This is a genomic window from Nafulsella turpanensis ZLM-10 (assembly GCF_000346615.1).
GTDB classification, from domain to species: Bacteria; Bacteroidota; Bacteroidia; order Cytophagales; family Cyclobacteriaceae; genus Nafulsella; species Nafulsella turpanensis.
Window position 1 is genome coordinate 99334 of record NZ_ANNU01000008.1, and the last position, 18183, is coordinate 117516.

Sequence of the window (18183 nt, forward strand, 5' to 3'; positions counted from 1 at the left end):
TTTAACAAAGAGAGAGATAAGCCTTAAAAAAAGACCGCCCTCCCTCTCTTTTCCTTATTCAACTACTTTAACATCAAAGGTGAATTTATCTGACTTACCCGCGGCCAAATCAGAAGCTTTATAAAAAAGAAGTCCTTTTTTGCCCTGCGCGGTTTCAAAAAATACTACCGACCCTATCTTATCCGGTTGTAGTTTCATCCGGGTCTCAAACTCACTTCCAATGGTCATTTCTTTGATATCTACAGAGGTGGCATTGTTGAAAAATGCTTCATCTGCCCCTTCAATAAGCACCATCTTCGTTTCATTCAATACCGGCCATACTACTGGCTGATCGTCCGCATCCTCAAAATAGTTGCCTGCTAACCAGTCAGGATGGCTGGGAGAGAAAAGGTCAAGCTCATTATCTCCTCCGGAATCTGCGGTAATAAAATCGATTGTTTCGCTTATGGCTGGGTCCGTACCCTCCTGCAGTGTGTAAGCATTACCATCTCTTGAGGAGAAATTAGTATTTACACCATCATTCCGCATGCCCTGGGCGTAAGAAACAATATCTCTGAAAGTATTCAGTTCCGTATCTTCTGCAGTCACCTGTGCTTCTATGGTTTCTGAGGAAACCTGACCTGTCACGTCTTCTGCCTTTACACGAATACCCGTAACACCAAACTTATAAGGAGGCTCAACATTGAATGTATAGCTATTTGGATCTGCAAAGCTTGTTACAGTTTCGCCAAACTGTTCCTCCGTATCACCCGACACCAGGTAAAAGGTTACTTTTGCCAGATTTTCTCCCGTTACCACTCCCGATACTTCAGGCGTTACGGCAGGGTCCACCGTCATGTCTGCTTCAACACTTTCCTGGTCGAAGGTAATGGTCGGCGCGGGCGCAGCATCAATTACTTCCAGTGCAACTGTATCTACGCTTACATTTCCCCGGCCATCTATCGCCACTACTTTATAGCCTGTTGCCCCCATTTCGTAGGCTCTGTCATAATCAGGAACTACATTTAAATCGTAGGAAGTAACAACACTATCTGCAAAAGTGGTTTCTCCATCGGCCACTTCCTCCGTTTCATTTACGAGGAAATAAGCAAGGGATTCTAGCCCCCAGTGCGAGCTGGCCGTCCCCTCAATGGCCGGTCTGATATTAGCGGTTGGTCGCACATTTGCTTTTACAGTTTCCGGTAATTCCAGAACCGGGCCGGCAAAGCCTCCATCGGCCGTTATCGCCAGCACCTTTTCTGCCACACGTCCTTCCACATCTTCCGCTATCACTCTAAAGCCAATTACCTCTTCGGTATAGGCCGGAAGAATGTCTATAAAAAAGAGTCTTTCGCTCTGGGTACTGCTGGGCTCTCCAAAGGTGGTCACTTCCATCAGAGTTTCAACGCCTCCTTTTTTAAGCAATTCCACCACTACTCTTTCGAGTCCGGCATCTGACTGGACTGTACCTGTTATAGCAGGGCCTGTACCCATATCCAGGTTAATATCCTGTAAGGCTTCCGCTGCCACAGAAAAAGCAATTTTTGGTGGCTCATTACGCACGAATTCATCTTCCTGCTCACATGCCGCAAAAAGGAAGGGAACCATCAGGAGAATTAAGAATTTAGTATACACTCTGATCATGGTCTTTTATTTTGATAATTAAAATTCGCTCCAGCTTGAGTTATGAAAATCATTCCACATAAAACGTGCAATCGATTGCATTTTAAATAAAATAAATTTCAAAAACAAAATATAAAGTAAATTTATGATAATTTGCCCTTTATTATAGAGGCTTTTCTTCTTATTATACCGTATAAAATTTTAATAAGTCATGCAGAGACTGTTAAAAATATTGGTGATATTATTTGAAATTTCTCTACACTATTTCAAATGTTGCGCAATCGATTACATTTACCAGCCATCCTTCTTTATCTTTTAAATCGAACCTGCAATGGTCAATTGGGACGGCTAAAATTTTAAATAAGCAGCAGGATTAAAAAAAGCCTGCTGCTTATTGAATAAAATCTCACTCCTCTTAATCCTGAAGGTAGAGGACTCTGCTTACCATTTTGCGACTGCCCGTTTCCAAAACACATATGTACATTCCTGGCTGCAGGCCCTCCAACTGGTTGGCTGCACTGAGCCGGACCTGGTATTCGCCTGGTGCCAGCGACTGCTTCACCAATACTTTAACTAATCGGTTTTGCATATCGTACATCTTCAGTTCCACCTCTTCTTTCTGTTCCAGAATAAATGAAAGCGTCAGGTGATCAGAAAAAGGATTAGGATAACTATTAAATTGTTCCGCCAGAGAGGTCTCATCGGGCAGGGCAGTAACAGCACCTGTTTTAAAAGACCACAGCTCACCTGTATTTACCACTCCACCGGCACCAACTGCATCTACTCTCCAGAAGTAGTCTGTAGCAGCGGCAAGGCCCTCCAGAACATGAGCAGGATCAGCCGTTTCCGATGCAATTAGCTGCAAATTGTCTGCCGCAGTGCCTACATAAAGGTTGTAAGCAGGGGCATCGCCACTCCAGCTTAAAGGAATCTCCTCTGGATCCAGTCCTGCGGATTTATTCAGAGGCCATGGGTCGAAAGCCTGAAGAGGCATTCCCTGGTAAAGACCGGCAGCTTCCTCCGGGCTTAGCGCATAGTCGAATACTTTAAACTCATCAATAACTCCATTGAAGGAGGCATTTAAATCGGAAGAATTACCAATAATCAAAGGCACTTCCTCTCCTATTCCTCCCGAAGTCATGTCAATCGATTCAGCTACCTGTTCGCCATTCAGATAAATACGGAGCCTGTCATCCGACCTGTCCCGAACCGCTATTACCTGCACCCACTCATTGGTCAGAAAATCTTCGCTGCTGAACGCTACTTCACTATTCACACTGTTATCATCCACAGCAAAACGTAAATTTCCCTCCTCAAAGCCGAGTCCATACCATTCACCACCCTGGCCTACATTATTGGCCTCAAAGCTACCTTTATGGAAGAGGTATCCCGGGGCTTCCTGCACCGGAGCCTTCATCCAGAAGGCAACCGAGAAGGAGCCCTGGTCGAAATTCAGCTGTTCAGCCTCAGGAACCAGCACATGGGCCTGAGGTGAAGTACCAGTGAGGTCCAATGCATTACCTGCTTTTCCTGTGGTCCAGGCTGCCGCATCGGCCTGCTGCAGTTCTCCATGATTGTCATACACACTTACATCTTCTACCACTGTACCGGAGCTTGCATCAAAATTCCAGTAGCCTACCAGCTGTTCTGCATCGGCAAAGGTAGGTTCATATTCTGTGCTGTAGGCGCCGGCAGGACTATACGCAGAAGTCATAACACCATTACTCACCTGCAAGCGATAATGATACACCTGCCCCGGCACAAGGCCTTCATCTGCATAAGCAGTGGTGTTTGGTTCCAGGGTAGCCAGCACTTCATATTCGCCATCTCCCACAGCACGCTCCAGAATAATCACTGTTTCATCAGAAGCATTATCTTCCCAGGCTAACACGATAGCGTTATGGGTAATAAGTTCGGCACGTATAGCGGTGGGGTGTGGCAGAAATGCCGCCGGTGTGGTTTCGGTAAGTGCATGCAGGTACTCTTCCAGATTTGTATACCCATCAGCATCGGCATCCAGAACTCCATCTCCTGGATCGGCAGGATTAAGACCTGCAGTGAGTTCCCACTCATCGGCCATACCATCAAGGTCTTCATCTGCCGGAGCCGGGGCCGAAAACAATTCAGGCCACCCGCCTACGGTTTCCTGACTATCGATAATGCCTTTGCCGGTGCCATAGGCTCCACCATAGGTAACCTGCCCGGTTTCAGCCTCCTCCAGAATACGAGCATCTACCTCATCACGGAAAGGGAAGTTAGCGCCTGCATTTTCCAGCACACTGGCATAGGCCTCCAGGGCCGTTTCGGTTGTTACTGGGGCATGAGGGAAAGGTTCATCTACCCGGGCAATAGCCTCCTGTTCTGCATTTAGGCCCTGTACGCCTTCGTTCCAGTTATCTGCGGTTACTTCCGGATAACCTTCAATAAAGTTTTCAGCCACATACCACAAACCCATTGGGTCGCTAGGGGTTGGACTCACAATACGATATCTTTTTTCGCCACCGGTGGCAGGACCAGGCTTATAATAGTTGGCCACGATGTTATGTCTACCTCCTTCACCTCCATAGGCACTGTTACCTCCCCAGTTAAAGATAACGTTATTTCTAAAATCCACGAGCTCCAGCTCAGGCTCTCCGCTGTAGCGGCTACCGTTAAAGCGAGGGTTTCGGCTGGAATGGTGTGCCAGGAGGTTATGGTGAAAAGTAGCACCCTGACCACCCCATATTCCTCCATACCCATGACGGCCCTTGGCGTGATTAGATTCATACAGACTCTCGCTGATGATACACCATTGCATGGTGAAGTTTTTGTTGTCGTAAAAGCTGGCTACTTCATCTACCGCCCAGCTCATAGAACAGTGGTCGATAATGATGTTACTTTGCTCACGGCCCCAGATGGCATCCGGCTCGCCTCCGCTAATGTCGCCAGGGCGAAAGCGTAAATAGCGGATAATGATATTATCGGCTCTCAGCACTACGCTGTTTCCTTTAATGGTTACACCCTGGCCCGGAGCGGTTTGTCCGGCTATCGTTAAGTCTCCATTCTCAATGGATAGTGGATTTTTGATATGGATAGTACCTGATACCTGGAAAACAATTGTACGGGGTACGTTCATTTCAATTCCTGCCCGCAGACTGCCGGGGCCGGAATCGTTGAGGTTGGTTACCACATACACAATACCGCCTCTACCTCCGGAGGTAAAGCGGCCAAAACCTTCCGCCCCGGGAAAAGCCAGCTGCTGTTCCTCCTGGCTATAGGCCGCTCCGCATGTAAACAGCATTAATGCCGTTATGCAGCAAAAAATTATTTTGTAGTTTTTTATCATATTAAAAGCTTTTGGGGCAAAGGGTGATTTCCGCTCCCATTATTTACTGCAAAAAACAAAGGCTAAAGAAGCAGGTAAACGTTGGTTCATTTTCCTTTTTCTTTAGCCTATTGTCCGTTTCACATTTTTATGGTCAATCCGTTTCTGAAAAGAAACTTTTGTTAAAATTATTCAATGACATCCAATCATGTTTTAGTAGCCTGGATTCTGCTCAACATCAGCCTCATTCAGGTCGAGAGCAGTTTGTGGAATAGGTCGTAAAATTTTTAACGCACCCCCAACTCCTTCAAAAGGATTTACTCCGGACTCAAACCAGTTCCTTATTTCACGATTGTAGAGGCGGGTTCTTTCAATTAACGCACCCGTACGTTTTAGGTCAAACCAGCGGTGGTATTCTCCAACCAATTCGCGGGCTCTTTCATCCAGAATAAAATCCAGATCTAGCTCGGCAGCGGTAATCATCATTTCATTCTCCATTCCAGGCTCAGCTGCACGCGCTCTCACCACATTGATCCGGTCTGCCGCAATTCCTGTTTCGCCCAGCATAAAATAAGCTTCGGCTGCAATAAGGTAGGTTTCACCTAATCGTGCCAGGAAGATATCCCGTGTGCTGGTTCCCCCGTCGGAGAAAGCCGCGTTCGGGTCATCAAATTTTTTCACACCGGGGGTACTACCATCGGCAGAATTAGGTCCTGCCTGCCACGCTTCTGAATAAGGGATGATTACCGTGTTTGCCCTGTTTTCAGGGTCAGCCGCACGCCACTCTGCCGTATCGGCAATTGCCCATTCCGGCGCAAAATAAGTAGCAATATTTAAATCCTCCAGCTCATCATTTTTATCATAATAATCATAGTAACGCTCATACACATTAACCATGAAGGTGGCATCAAAGCGGGCATCCGTTTCTTCAAACAAATCGAAGAGATGCATCGTCGGTACCAGGGTATTCGAGCGATAAGGATAGCCCTCCGTGGCCCCTTCTCCGCCCAGATAAGGACCGAAGAAGAAATTCTGCAGGTGACCATCTTCCTTTGGATCCACAATTGAAGAACCGGAATACTGTACTGAGAACAGCACTTCAGAATTATTTTCATTACCCGGGAAGAAGAGCTCTTCAAAGGAATTAACAAGCGATCCGTAGGTAATTGCTAAATCGGCATACTCAGCCGCTTTCTCAAAATCTACCGGTGTTCCAAACTCCTCATATCCTCTGGTAAGGTGGACTTTTGCCAGGTAATGGAGCACTGCTGCCCTATCTACCCGCCCTGGAGTAGCCGAAACTTCCGGCACCAGCTCATAGGCTTCCTCTAACTCTGTTATAATGAATTCATAAACATCCTGAGCCGGTTCTCTTTCGAAGTTGGTAATAGCTTCGTTGATGCGCTCATCTACAATAGCCACATCGCCAAAGGTTTGTACCAGTAAGAAATAATAGAGTGCGCGAATAAACTTCAATTCCCCTTTTCGCTCATCCAGCATTTCCGTTGGCTCTGTCAGGTCATTATAATAAATGGCTGTGTTAGCGATTTGGATGGCTTCATAGATGGTACTGTAAAAATCTTCCACCTCATCATCGCTTGGCCCAAGATTTCTGTACTCACTAATTCCTTCAGGCTGTTCATTCCGCCCCTCCACATATAAATCCGTTCCGGCAGAAAACAACCAGGGTTCTCCACCATATACCTCCCGCAGAGAAGCGTAGGTAGCATTCACAAGGCTTTCATAGCCTTCCTCGGTCGTATAAAACTCATCTGCAACTACTTCTGTCCTATTCTCCTCTTCCAGGAAATCAGTACAGCCTGTAGCAAGGAATGTAGCCAGCAGGAATAAGAATATCTTTGAGTTATTAATCATGTTAAAAATAATTTAAAATGTAACGTTCACCCCAAGCTGATAGGTAATAAAGCTGTTTCCTGTATCATTCAAGTCTTCATCGGCCCATTCAGGATCAAATCCATCATACTCGGTAAACACAAAAGGATTGAGTATATTAAGGTACACCCGCAGGTTTTGCATATTCAGCCTGTCGAGATTCTCCTGACCGAAAGTGTAACCAAGCGCAATGTTCTGTACCTTCACAAAAGATGCATCCTTATAGAAGCCTATCTCCTCCCAGTACTGGCCGGTATTTTTTGGCTGTGGGTACTCATTCGACTCCATCGTCCGGGTAACATCATTTGCAGGCATATAGTAAGGCACGTCCAGTTTAGCACGACCTCTGTCGTCGAAATTCAGGAACTCTTCGTGGAAAGGGCTCCACACCTGAATTCCCTGGCGAGCAAACATGGAAGCTGATAAATCGAACTGGTTATAGGTAAAGGAGGTAGAGAACCCACCGGTCCAGGATGGTGCCCGAGAACCGATAATCTGTCTGTCTTCACCATCTATAATTCCATTTTCATCCAGATCCAGTACTTTGGCCTGTCCGGGCGACTGACCGTACTTCAGCGCCAGTTCCCGCTCACTCTCCTGCCAGATACCATCGAACACATAATTGTAATTAACATTGATTGGTTCCCCTACAAACCAGGCATAAGGGTTTCCATCATCATCTTCACCTAGGAGTTGGGTAACATCACCTCCTAAAAGGTCTACAATTTCGTTATTGTTTTTGGCAAAGTTAAAAGTGGTAGACCAGCTAAAATCGCTGGTACGGATATTATAGGTTTGCAGGAAGAGTTCAATTCCTGTATTTCTTACTGAGCCCACATTATCAGTTACTTCTTCCCACCCAGATTCGAGTGGAAGGTCTCTTTGCATTAACAGACGATTTGATAATTTATTATAAACATCAATGCTACCGGAGATTCTCCCGCTGAAAAGGCCATAATCAATACCAAAGTTCAGTTCCCGAGTTCTTTCCCAGGTAAGAGCCTGGTTCACGATACCTCCCGGAGGAAAGCCAATAACCACCTGGTCTCCAAAGCTGTAGAGTGTTCTTTCGCCGGCCAGGGCCAGGGTAGAATAAGGATCGATATTATTGTTACCCGTAAAACCATAGCTCAGGCGAGCCTTCAGGTTGTAAAGGAAATCGACATCCTCTAAAAAGGACTCTTCAGATGCCCGCCATGCAATGGCAGCGGAAGGAAAGGACGCCCATTTGTAGCCTGCAGCCAGCACAGAAGATCCATCCCAGCGATTGGAGAGTGTAAGCAGATACTTTTCATTAAAGGTATAGTTCAGGCGACCCATGAACGACATAAGCGTGCGCTGACCAAAACCACTCCCTACCTCCACGATATCGCCGGCAGAACCTACGTTATAATAGAGGGAATTATAAGGGAGATTGATGACATCAATAAATTCATCTTCCCAGCGGTCGTACTGTATACTGTACAGACCGGTGAAGTTAAAGCTGTGATCCTCAAAATCCTTGATAGCTGTTACTGTATTATCCCAGATATAGGAGAAGGACTGCTCGGTTTCGCGATAAGCGGCCGGATCTTCACCTCTTCTTTCTTCTGTTAAAGAGCCCCAGTAGAGGCCTCTTCTCTCAAATTCAATCTCCGGAGAGAAAGTAGTCCGTACACTCAGCCATTCGAGTGGAGAATACTGCAGATACAGGTTTCCTACCCCATACATACGACGGCTGTTATCTTCAGAATTGGCCATATCCAGCAGAGGGTTTACTGAACTGGTAAAACCAATTTCGCCAAATTTTCCCGGCTGCAGAATTAACTCTCCTGCAGAATCATAAGGAGTAACCAGAGGAGCCATGCGGTAAGCCTGCTTAATGGCATTTTCACTTCCCCGCTCCAGTTCAATCATGGAGAAGTTAAAGTTCGTACCAGCTTCCCACCGGTCGCTTATCTGGTGGTTTACGCTGGCTTTAAAGTTATAACGGTTAAACCACTCCTTCATCAGGTTTCCTTTTTCCTCCTGATAACCTGCTCCAATTACATAGCTCAACTTATCGTTACTTGTCCCGGAAACTGTTAACCAGTGGTTTTGCTGAATTCCTGTTTGCAGAAAGGCGCTTTGCCAGTCGAAGTAATCCCGGTTGGCCACCCGTGCCCGTAAAATTGGGCTACTGGCGAGTCCCCCTGTAGTAGCATCATAAGGCTCATTATTCTGCAGGTATCCAGTAATGTAGGCATTCTGGCGGTATTCCCACCACTGGTCACCATTCATAAAGTCCGGCACACGGGCATTCTGGCGAACACCCACATAACCTTCATACGAAATGGAAGTTCCCTCTACATTAGCACCCTGCTTGGTCGTTACAATTACCACCCCATTAGAGCCGCGAGAGCCATAAATAGCAGTGGAGGAGGCATCTTTCAGCACATTCAGGCTTTCGATATCCTGCGGGTTAATAAAGTCAATTCCATCAACTATTACTCCGTCCACCACGAAAAGAGGCTGCCCTCCCGCCAGGGAGTTCTGGCCGCGTATCTGGATTTCGAAGCCTGCACCGGCCCGGCCTGAACCGGTAGAGATATCTACCCCGGCTACCTGCCCCTGTACCGCCTGCAGCGGATTAACCGTTCCTCTTTCAGCAATTTCTTCTCCACCGATATTGGCTACAGCTCCTGTTAAGTCGGTTTTCTTCTGGGTACCATAGCCCACCACCACAACTTCTTCCAGCTGCTTAAGGTCCGGCTCAAGCGCAATATTTAAAGTAGTCTGGTCTCCCACCACCACTTCCTTCGTTACAAAGCCTATTGAAGAAAAAACCAACACAGATTCGGGCGAAGGAACTTCAATAGCAAAATTACCATTCAGGTCAGTAGTTGTTCCCTGAGTGGTACCTTTTACCATAATAGTAACACCGGGCATTCCCTCCCCATCTTCACTCGAAACTACCTGACCCGTTACTCTAATGGCAACGGCAGCAGAATAAAAATTTACGTCCCTGTCGTAAACGTTTGCAGCATTAAACGTAGTTTTTAGGTTTGTACGAAATTCCTCTTTTCCCAATTCAGCTGTCGGGCTATGCTTAGCAAAAGCCCCTGCATTCGGGGCAAAACAAGTAAGCGAAACGAACAGCCCACCACATAAAAAGTGCGGTAGTAGCCGTGGTACTGTTTTCCTGGTTTTAAAGTTCATCTTTATTCATTTTTAGTTATTCAGATGAGATCTGTTTCCTTATTTTTTTTTAAAAGTATAAGCCGCTTTTCGGTAGAAGGACTACCCGCACTTAACAATATTTTTTCTTTCTGCTGCTCTATCTGCGACTCATCAACCAAAAGCTTCAATCCCCTAAACACCCATGGTTTCCCTTTATTCTCACAAAAACAACAAGGTTTTGAGGACATTAAACCATTGCAAACGTGCAATCGATTGCATTTTAAGAAAAATTTAAATGCCAACAAAATGAATTGGCACTTTTTTCATAAACTATACATTTATAACACACCAATCAGGCATTTGTCGATATTTTATATTATGTTAGTAGTTGAAAACAAACATTCAGCCTTTTAGTGGGTTGATTGCGTTAAGGCACAAAGGCCTTATTTTGCGCAAACGATTACATCATTTTTAGATTAAGAGTATTATGAGCATTCATTATTCCATCAGGCACGCCATTCATCCCGCCGACAGCAAAACCTACGATACGGCTAAACTGCGGGAAGCTTATCTGATAGAAAACCTTTTTCAGCCCGACACCATACAGGCGGTATATACAATGTATGACCGCCTGATTGTTGGCGGCGCCCAACCAACAGAAAAACCCCTAAAACTGGAGACCTTCCCTACCCTCCGTTCTGAACATTTTCTCGACCGCCGGGAACTGGGCATCATCAATGTTGGTGCCGATAGCAAGGTAACAGTCGATGGGGAAGAAATTACCCTTGCCAATAAAGAGGCGCTCTATGTTGGCAGGGGCGTTAAAGAAGTTCTCTTCCACCCGGCCACTTCCGGCGAAACTTTCTTTTACTTCAATTCTGCCCCGGCTCATAAAGCCAACCCAACGAAAAAAGTCTCGCTCGATATGGCCGAAACTGTCGAGCTGGGCTCTCTGGAAAATTCAAACCACCGCATCATCAGAAAGGTCTTAATTAATTCAGTGGTGGAAACATGTCAGCTGCAAATGGGTATTACTGAGCTGCAAAAAGGAAGTGTATGGAATACCATGCCTGCCCATACCCACGATCGTCGTATGGAGGCTTACTTCTACTTCGAGCTACCCGATGACCAGGTTGTATCTCACTTTATGGGAGAGCCTGACGAAACCCGCCACCTCTTTTTAAGAAACCGCCAGGCTGCCCTTTCTCCACCATGGTCCATCCACAGCGGGGCTGGCACTTCTAACTACACCTTTATCTGGGGAATGGCAGGCGAAAACCTCGACTATAACGATATGGATAAACTTTCTGTCACCGATTTAAGATAAGCCCATGAACAGTTTATTTGATTTGACAGGAAAAGTGGCGTTGATTACCGGCGCCACCCACGGATTAGGAATGGCCATGGCAAAAGCGCTGGGCCGTGCAGGAGCCAAACTTGTTATCAATGGCAATACACCTTCAAAAATGGAGGCTGCCCTTGAAAGCTATCAGCAGGAAGGGCTAGATGTAAAGGGATATCTTTTCGATGTAACCAATGAAGGTCTCGTAAAAGAGCAAATTGAGAAAATAGAAAAAGAAGTAGGGCCTATAAGCATACTGGTCAATAATGCCGGAATGATAAAAAGGGTCCCTGCCCTGGAAATGGATGCGGAAGCTTTCCGCCAGGTGGTAGACGTAGACCTCACGGCTCCTTTTATTGTCTCTAAACAGGTGGCCCGCTACATGATTGAGCGGAAAGAGGGAAAAATCATTAATATTTGCTCCATGATGAGTGAACTGGGCAGAGATACCGTCTCGGCCTATGCAGCAGCAAAGGGAGGCCTTAAAATGCTTACCCGCAACCTCGCGACCGAATGGGCCAGGCACAATATACAGGTAAACGGCATAGGCCCCGGCTACTTTGCTACCGAACAAACAGCCCCTATCCGGGTCGATGGACATCCTTTCCACGACTTTATTATTAACCGCACACCCGCAGGTCGCTGGGGCGATCCGGATGATTTAGGCGGCACGGCCATCTTTCTGGCCAGCAAGGCAAGCGATTTCATAAACGGGCAAATTGTTTATGTAGATGGAGGTATCTTAGCCACCATCGGAAAACCAAGAAACGAGTAAAGTTTCTATCTTTGGCAGCGAAGCACTACCGTCGCTGTTAAGAGGTGGTGGTGCTTCATTCTAAAAATAAAACTATGGCTGGTAAATCCAAAACTACAATACACGACATTGCCAGTAAGCTGAATATTACAGCTTCAACAGTTTCTCGTGCCTTAAACAACAACCCCCGCATCAGCGAGACTACTAAAAAGGCAGTACAAAAGGCTGCCAAGCAGTTAGGCTACCAGCCGAATAATATCGCAGCGGCTCTCCGCCATGGAAGAAGCCACATCATTGGCATAATTGTGCCTACTGCCGACAGAACATTTTTTGCCTCCGTAGTACGAGGAGTGGAAGAAATTGCCAATAAAATCGGGTACAAAGTAATCATCTGCCAGTCGTATGATAATTATAATACGGAGGTACAAACGGTCGATGCGCTCCTGAGCGCCCGTGTGGACGGAATTATTGCCTCTATCGGTAAGAATACGGAAGACTTCAGCCACTACAAAAGAGCGCAGGAAAAACTCCCGCTCCTGTTGTTCGACCGCACAACCGATAAACTGGAAGTAAGCCAGGTGGTTATTGACGACTTTTTGGGGGGCTACAAAATTACCGAGCACCTGATAGAACAAGGCTGCCGCCGCATTGCCCACTTTACCAGCTCTAAAAAAGTAAGCATCTATAAGGAACGCCTCCGCGGGTATACCGAAGCCCTTAAAGACCATGGAATTCCTTTTGACCAGGCGCTGGTCGTGGAAAGTAATATGCAGCTCGAAGATGGCAGAACCAGCATGGAAGCCCTCCTAAAACTGGACCAGCTACCTGATGCCGTATTTTCTGCCAGTGATTATGGTGCCATGGGAGCCATGCAGGTGCTAAAGGAAAGAAAAATCCGCATACCGCAGGAAGTGGCCCTGGCCGGCTTTATGAATGAGCCCTTTACTTCCTTTTCCGATCCGCCCCTTACGACTGTAGACCAGCTGAGTATTTCAATGGGGAATGTTGCGGCAGAACTCTTTTTCGAGCAGCTCAAGGCCGGCGATAAGAAGCACCTGCCACAAAGAACCGTTCTTAAGCCGGAAATCATCATCCGCCAGTCCTCCCTCAAGCGAGACTATGCAAAAGACGATAAAGAACAGCAGGAAGGATATATTTCACTAAAAGCCTAAAAATTCTCAAATAATGGCCGGATTCCTTTAAAGATACTTCTATAAATGCATATATTAAGGCAATCGTTTGCGCAAGTTCAGCTACAAATACTGGCAAAACAGTTAATTCAGGAGTTTTAATAAGCGCAAAAAGCTTTTATTACTTGCACAAACCATAAGATCCTCCTCTGGCAGGCGGATACAGAGAAACTAAATTTTTCAGCATATGAAAGCACTTAACAGAAATACAGCTCAACTCCCGGTACAGTACCCGGTAAAGGTGCTGCAATTTGGCGAAGGCAACTTCCTTCGCGGTTTCGTTGATTGGATCATCGATATCCTGAATGAAAAAACAGATTTTAATGGCAGCGTGCATGTTATCCAGCCCATCGAGCAGGGCATTATTCACCTCCTCAATGAGCAGGACGGGCTGTATCATTTGCTGCTGAACGGGATTCAGGGTGGCAAAGCTGTCCAGCAAAAAAGGCTCATTAGCTGTATTTCAGGCGCCTCCAATCCTTATAAAGATTACCTCGACTTCCTGAAGCTGGCGGAAAATCCCGCCCTGGAGTTTATTATTTCCAACACCACGGAAGCGGGTATCGAATTTGTTGGCTCAGGTAAATCGGCCGATACCGTTCCCGATAGTTTTCCCGGCAAACTAACTGCCCTCCTATACCAGCGGTGCAAATACTTCAAAGGAGCCCCCGGAAAAGGTCTCACTATTATTCCCTGTGAACTTATTGAGAAGAACGGCGAAAACCTTAAAAAAGCAGTTCTGCAATATGCAGCCCACTGGCAGCTGCCTGATAGTTTTGTACAGTGGATCGAAGAACATAATACCTTCTGCAATACCCTTGTTGACCGAATTGTACCGGGTTATCCGCGCGATACCATTAAAGAAATTCAGCAGGACCTGGGCTATGAAGATAAGCTGGTGGTTAAAGCAGAGCCTTTTCACCTATGGGTAATTGAAGCGCCTGCTTCAGTAAAGGAAGCCTTCCCTACTGAAAAGGCAGGCCTGCAGGTAAAGTTTGTTGAAGATCTCACGCCTTACCGCACCCGAAAAGTAAGGATTTTGAATGGAGCACATACGGCATTGGTTCCGGTAGGTTACCTGCAGGGCCTGCGCACAGTGAGAGAGGCGGTGGAAGATGAGACAACAGGGCCTTATATTCGGGAAACCATCTTTAATGAAATCATTCCTACCCTGGACTTACCCGAGGAGGAGCTTAAGCAGTTTGCCCATGATGTGATAGAGCGATTCCAAAACCCTTTTATCCGGCATGAGCTTATTTCCATTTCTTTAAATTCCGTTTCGAAGTATAAAGTAAGGGTGCTACCTTCTGTGCTCGAATACCATTCAAGAACAGGCAAATTACCACAAAACCTCCTGCATGCCCTTGCGGCTCTTATCCTTTTCTACAAAGGCAGCTGGAATGGCGAAGATATCCCGCTAAATGACTCTGCCGATGTGCTTGCGTTTTTCCATGAAGCATGGCAGCAAAGAGACACCGAGGCGGTTGTACAGGCCGTATTAACCAATGAAAGCTTCTGGGGAAGAGATTTAACCACCATAAATGACTTACCGGAAACTGTAAGCAAGCACCTAAAAGAAATACAGGCTACTGAAAAGCAGTTCTCATGAAGTACCCTCCCCTATTTTCTCTTGAAGGTAAAACCGCCGTTATTACAGGAGGCTCCGGTGTTTTAGGTAGAATCATGGCACTCGCCATGGCGGAGGCAGGTGCCAGGGTAGCTGTATTAGGCAGAAGTAAAGAGAAGCTGCAGGCAGTAGTAAAGGAAATAGAAGAAGCAGGCTCAGAAGGATTAGCTTTGGCTGCCGATGTTACTGAAACCACTCAGCTTAAAGAAGTTCATGCACAATTGCTGCAGGTTTTCGGCACGCCGGATATTTTAGTCAATGCTGCCGGCGGCAATATCTCCGGCGCTACCATTGGCCCTAACCAAAGCATTTTGGAGCTTTCGGAAGCTGACCTCCGTAAAGTTGTGGAGCTCAACTACATTGGCACCGTACTTCCGACACAGGTCTTCGGACAGTCCATGATGAAGAGGAAGAAAGGAAATATCATCAACATCTCCTCACTTGCCGCACAACGACCCCTTACCCGGGTAATGGGCTATGCCTCTTCCAAAGCTGCTATCGATAATTACACCAAATGGCTGGCGGTGGAACTGGCACAGAAGTACGGTGAGGAAATGCGCGTAAATGCCATTGCTCCCGGCTTTTTTCTTACCGAGCAAAACCGGACGCTTTTAACAGAAGAAGATGGCAGTCTAAGCGCCCGCGGTAAGCAGATTATCGACCACACTCCCTTTGGCAGGTTCGGAAATCCGGAGGATCTCAGCGGCACGCTTATCTGGCTTTGCAGTGATGCCTCTCGTTTTGTAACAGGCACTATTATTCCTGTAGACGGAGGCTTTAATGCCTACAGTGGGGTTTAATTTTTTTAACGATGAAAAAGATCAGTAAATATTCGATGGGGCTTGGCGACCGTTTCGGCCAGGAAGGAGAAGCGCAGCTCCGGGCAATTCTTAAAGCCCGGGAGGCAGGCATCACCATTACCCCTGTCTGGAATAAATCGCACCGGGAGCACCAGACCCTCGACACCAATCCGCAGGAAGTAAGAACAGAAGCCGACCAGGCAGTGAAAGCCCTTGGCTGGAACGGGAATTACTTTGTGGATGCAGATCACATCAACCGGCAGAATGTTGCTGAATTTATCGAAGTTTCTGATTTTTTCACCATCGATGTAGCCGAATACATCGGGCAGGCAGCAGCGCCGGAAGAAATTGAACAATTTGTTAAGGAGAACAATGAGCACCCAAGCGGGCTCTCCATCCCTGGCATTGAAAAGCCATTCCCTGTCGATGAAGAACTTCTTCGTAAAATAGCCAGGCAGTTCCTGCTGGCTAGCCGGGAAGCAGGAAATATTTACCGGCATATACTTCAGCAAAGAGGGGAAGATAACTTTGTGACCGAAGTTTCCATGGACGAGGTGGAAAATCCCCAGAGCCCGGTCGAACTGTACTTTATCCTTAAAATGCTGAACAAGGCTTCTGTCCCCATTCAAACCATTGCGCCAAAATTTACAGGCAACTTCTATAAGGGAATAGATTATGAGGGGCAGCTGGAGCAGTTTACAAAAGAATTTGAGCAGGATATTCTGGTTATTCGTCATGCAGTGGAAAAGTTCGGGCTACCTGAAAACCTCAAACTCAGCATCCATTCCGGCAGCGATAAATTCTCACTCTACCAGCCCATCAAAACCATCCTCCATAAACACAAGGCCGGCATCCACATTAAAACAGCCGGCACTACCTGGCTCGAGGAGCTCATAGGACTGGCCGAAGCTGGCGGCGACGGGCTTGAGCTGGCAAAAAACATTTATGCTGAAGCTTATAGCAGGTACGAAGAATTAACAGAACCTTATAAACCGGTCCTGGATATACAGGAAGAAAACTTACCAGATCCAGATGAAGTAAATGACTGGTCAGGTAAAAAGTTTGCCAAAAGCCTACGCCATCAGCAGGATGCAGCCGATTTCAACCCCGACTTCAGGCAGCTACTCCATTGTGCCTATAAGATTGCCGGCGAAAAAAAGGCTACCTATACGGCCGCACTTAAGAGGCATAAAGAGGTAGTGGAAAAGAATGTAACGGAAAACCTGTGGGAGCGGCATATCCAACCGTTATTTATTAACAGCTAATACCAAAGCAGAAAAATGATATACCTGGAACAAACATGGCGGTGGTACGGACCTAAAGACCCGGTGAGCCTGGCGGACATCCGGCAGGCCGGGGCGACGGGTATTGTAACGGCCCTGCATGAAGTTCCGAACGGGGAAGTCTGGACAAAGGAAGCGATACTGGAGCGAAAAGAGCTGATTGAGAAATTTCAAGCTCCCGGCACCACCCAAGCTGCAGGCCTTCGGTGGTCGGTAGTAGAGAGCGTTCCCGTACACGAGCAAATAAAAACAGGCGGTCCGCAGCGCGATAAGTATATCCGCAACTACCAGGAGTGTATCCGCAACCTGGGTGCCTGCGGTATTAATACCCTCTGCTACAACTTTATGCCGGTGCTGGACTGGACCCGAACCAACCTTGAATATAGAGTGGAAGATGGCTCTGAAGCCTTATTTTTCGATGCAGTAGCCTTTGCTGCCTTTGAACTTTTTATCCTGGAACGGCCCGGAGCTGCGGCTCATTATACCAAAGAAAAAATTAAAGCAGCGGAAAATTACTTCGCCCGGTTAAGTGAAGCAGAAAAGGAAAAGCTGCAAAATAATATTATCGCCGGCCTTCCGGGCTCTGAAGAAAGCTTTACACTCGCAGAGTTTCAGGCTGTACTGGACACCTATGCCAACATAGATGCACAGGCCCTGAAAGAAAACCTCCGCTACTTCCTGGAGGCCGTTATTCCTGTTGCAGAAGAGGCAGGCGTAAGAATGGCCATTCACCCTGATGACCCGCCACGCCCTATTTTAGGCCTGCCACGGGTGGTAAGCACGGCGGACGATGTGCAGGATTTACTCGCCGTGGTTGATTCACCCTACAATGGTATTACCTTCTGTACCGGCTCTTTTGGGGTAAGGCCCGATAATGAGCTGGTGAAAATGGTAGAGCGCTTTGGCCACAGAATCAATTTTATTCACCTGCGCAGCACCAAACGGCTAGCAGATAACCCGGAAAGCTTTTTCGAAGCCAATCACCTCGAAGGAGATGTTGATATGTACGGAGTAATGAAGGCCTTACTTCTGGAACAAAAGAAAAGAGCAAAAGGAGGCCGCCATGACAAACGGCTACCCATGCGCCCTGACCACGGGCACCGGATGCTGGATGACCTGAACAAAATTACAAATCCCGGTTATTCTGCCATTGGCCGCTTAAGAGGACTTGCTGAGCTCCGGGGCCTGGAAATGGGAATTGCCAAAGGAATACAATAGATAGAAATAAAGTACTGATTATTTAACAGAGA

The 18183-nt window shown here is 46.8% G+C and carries 11 protein-coding genes; 7 read left to right on the top strand and 4 right to left on the bottom strand.

The annotated features are described in order from the left end of the window. Nucleotides 1–54: 54 nt before the first annotated feature. The 4 genes from F752_RS0104245 to F752_RS23430 all read right to left on the bottom strand — a co-directional run bounded on the left by F752_RS0104245 (nt 55) and on the right by F752_RS23430 (nt 9976). Nucleotides 55–1623 (bottom strand): hypothetical protein, encoded by a 1569-nt coding sequence (locus F752_RS0104245; RefSeq protein ID WP_017730488.1) that lies wholly within the window; start codon nt 1621–1623, stop codon nt 55–57. A 394-nt stretch (nt 1624–2017) separates the two neighbouring features. Next, on the bottom strand, nt 2018–4882 hold the full coding sequence (locus F752_RS25710; protein WP_152425023.1) for a LamG-like jellyroll fold domain-containing protein: 2865 nt from the start codon (nt 4880–4882) through the stop codon (nt 2018–2020). Between the two features lie 237 nt (nt 4883–5119). Further along, nucleotides 5120–6781: a RagB/SusD family nutrient uptake outer membrane protein gene (locus F752_RS0104255; RefSeq protein WP_017730490.1), complete on the bottom strand. Its 1662-nt coding sequence runs from the start codon at nt 6779–6781 to the stop codon at nt 5120–5122. A gap of 12 nt (nt 6782–6793) precedes the next feature. Beyond that, nucleotides 6794–9976 (bottom strand): SusC/RagA family TonB-linked outer membrane protein, encoded by a 3183-nt coding sequence (locus F752_RS23430; protein WP_017730491.1) that lies wholly within the window; start codon nt 9974–9976, stop codon nt 6794–6796. Nucleotides 9977–10424: 448 nt separating this feature from the next. Here F752_RS23430 and kduI point away from each other — a divergent pair, with 448 nt between their 5' ends. The 7 genes from kduI to uxuA all read left to right on the top strand — a co-directional run bounded on the left by kduI (nt 10425) and on the right by uxuA (nt 18151). Continuing rightward, nucleotides 10425–11264, top strand: a complete 840-nt coding sequence (gene kduI / locus F752_RS0104270; RefSeq protein ID WP_017730493.1) for a 5-dehydro-4-deoxy-D-glucuronate isomerase — start codon at nt 10425–10427, stop codon at nt 11262–11264. Nucleotides 11265–11268: 4 nt separating this feature from the next. After that, nucleotides 11269–12054 (top strand): gluconate 5-dehydrogenase, encoded by a 786-nt coding sequence (locus F752_RS0104275; protein ID WP_017730494.1) that lies wholly within the window; start codon nt 11269–11271, stop codon nt 12052–12054. 74 nt (nt 12055–12128) lie between these two features. Beyond that, nucleotides 12129–13205 carry a LacI family DNA-binding transcriptional regulator gene (locus tag F752_RS0104280; protein WP_017730495.1) on the top strand — a complete coding sequence of 359 codons (1077 nt, stop codon included), beginning with the start codon at nt 12129–12131 and terminating at the stop codon, nt 13203–13205. 205 nt (nt 13206–13410) lie between these two features. Continuing rightward, the gene (locus tag F752_RS0104285; protein WP_017730496.1) at nt 13411–14832 is read left to right on the top strand and encodes a tagaturonate reductase; all 1422 of its coding nucleotides are present in this window, start codon (nt 13411–13413) and stop codon (nt 14830–14832) included. After that, nucleotides 14829–15650 (top strand): SDR family oxidoreductase, encoded by an 822-nt coding sequence (locus tag F752_RS0104290; protein WP_017730497.1) that lies wholly within the window; start codon nt 14829–14831, stop codon nt 15648–15650. Before F752_RS0104285 ends, F752_RS0104290 begins: the two co-directional genes overlap by 4 nt. A gap of 11 nt (nt 15651–15661) precedes the next feature. Then, a complete protein-coding gene (locus F752_RS0104295; protein ID WP_026135510.1) occupies nt 15662–16915 on the top strand; it encodes a tagaturonate epimerase family protein in 1254 nt (417 codons plus the stop codon). 15 nt (nt 16916–16930) lie between these two features. After that, a complete protein-coding gene (gene uxuA, locus F752_RS0104300; protein WP_017730499.1) occupies nt 16931–18151 on the top strand; it encodes a mannonate dehydratase in 1221 nt (406 codons plus the stop codon). Nucleotides 18152–18183: the final 32 nt, after the last annotated feature.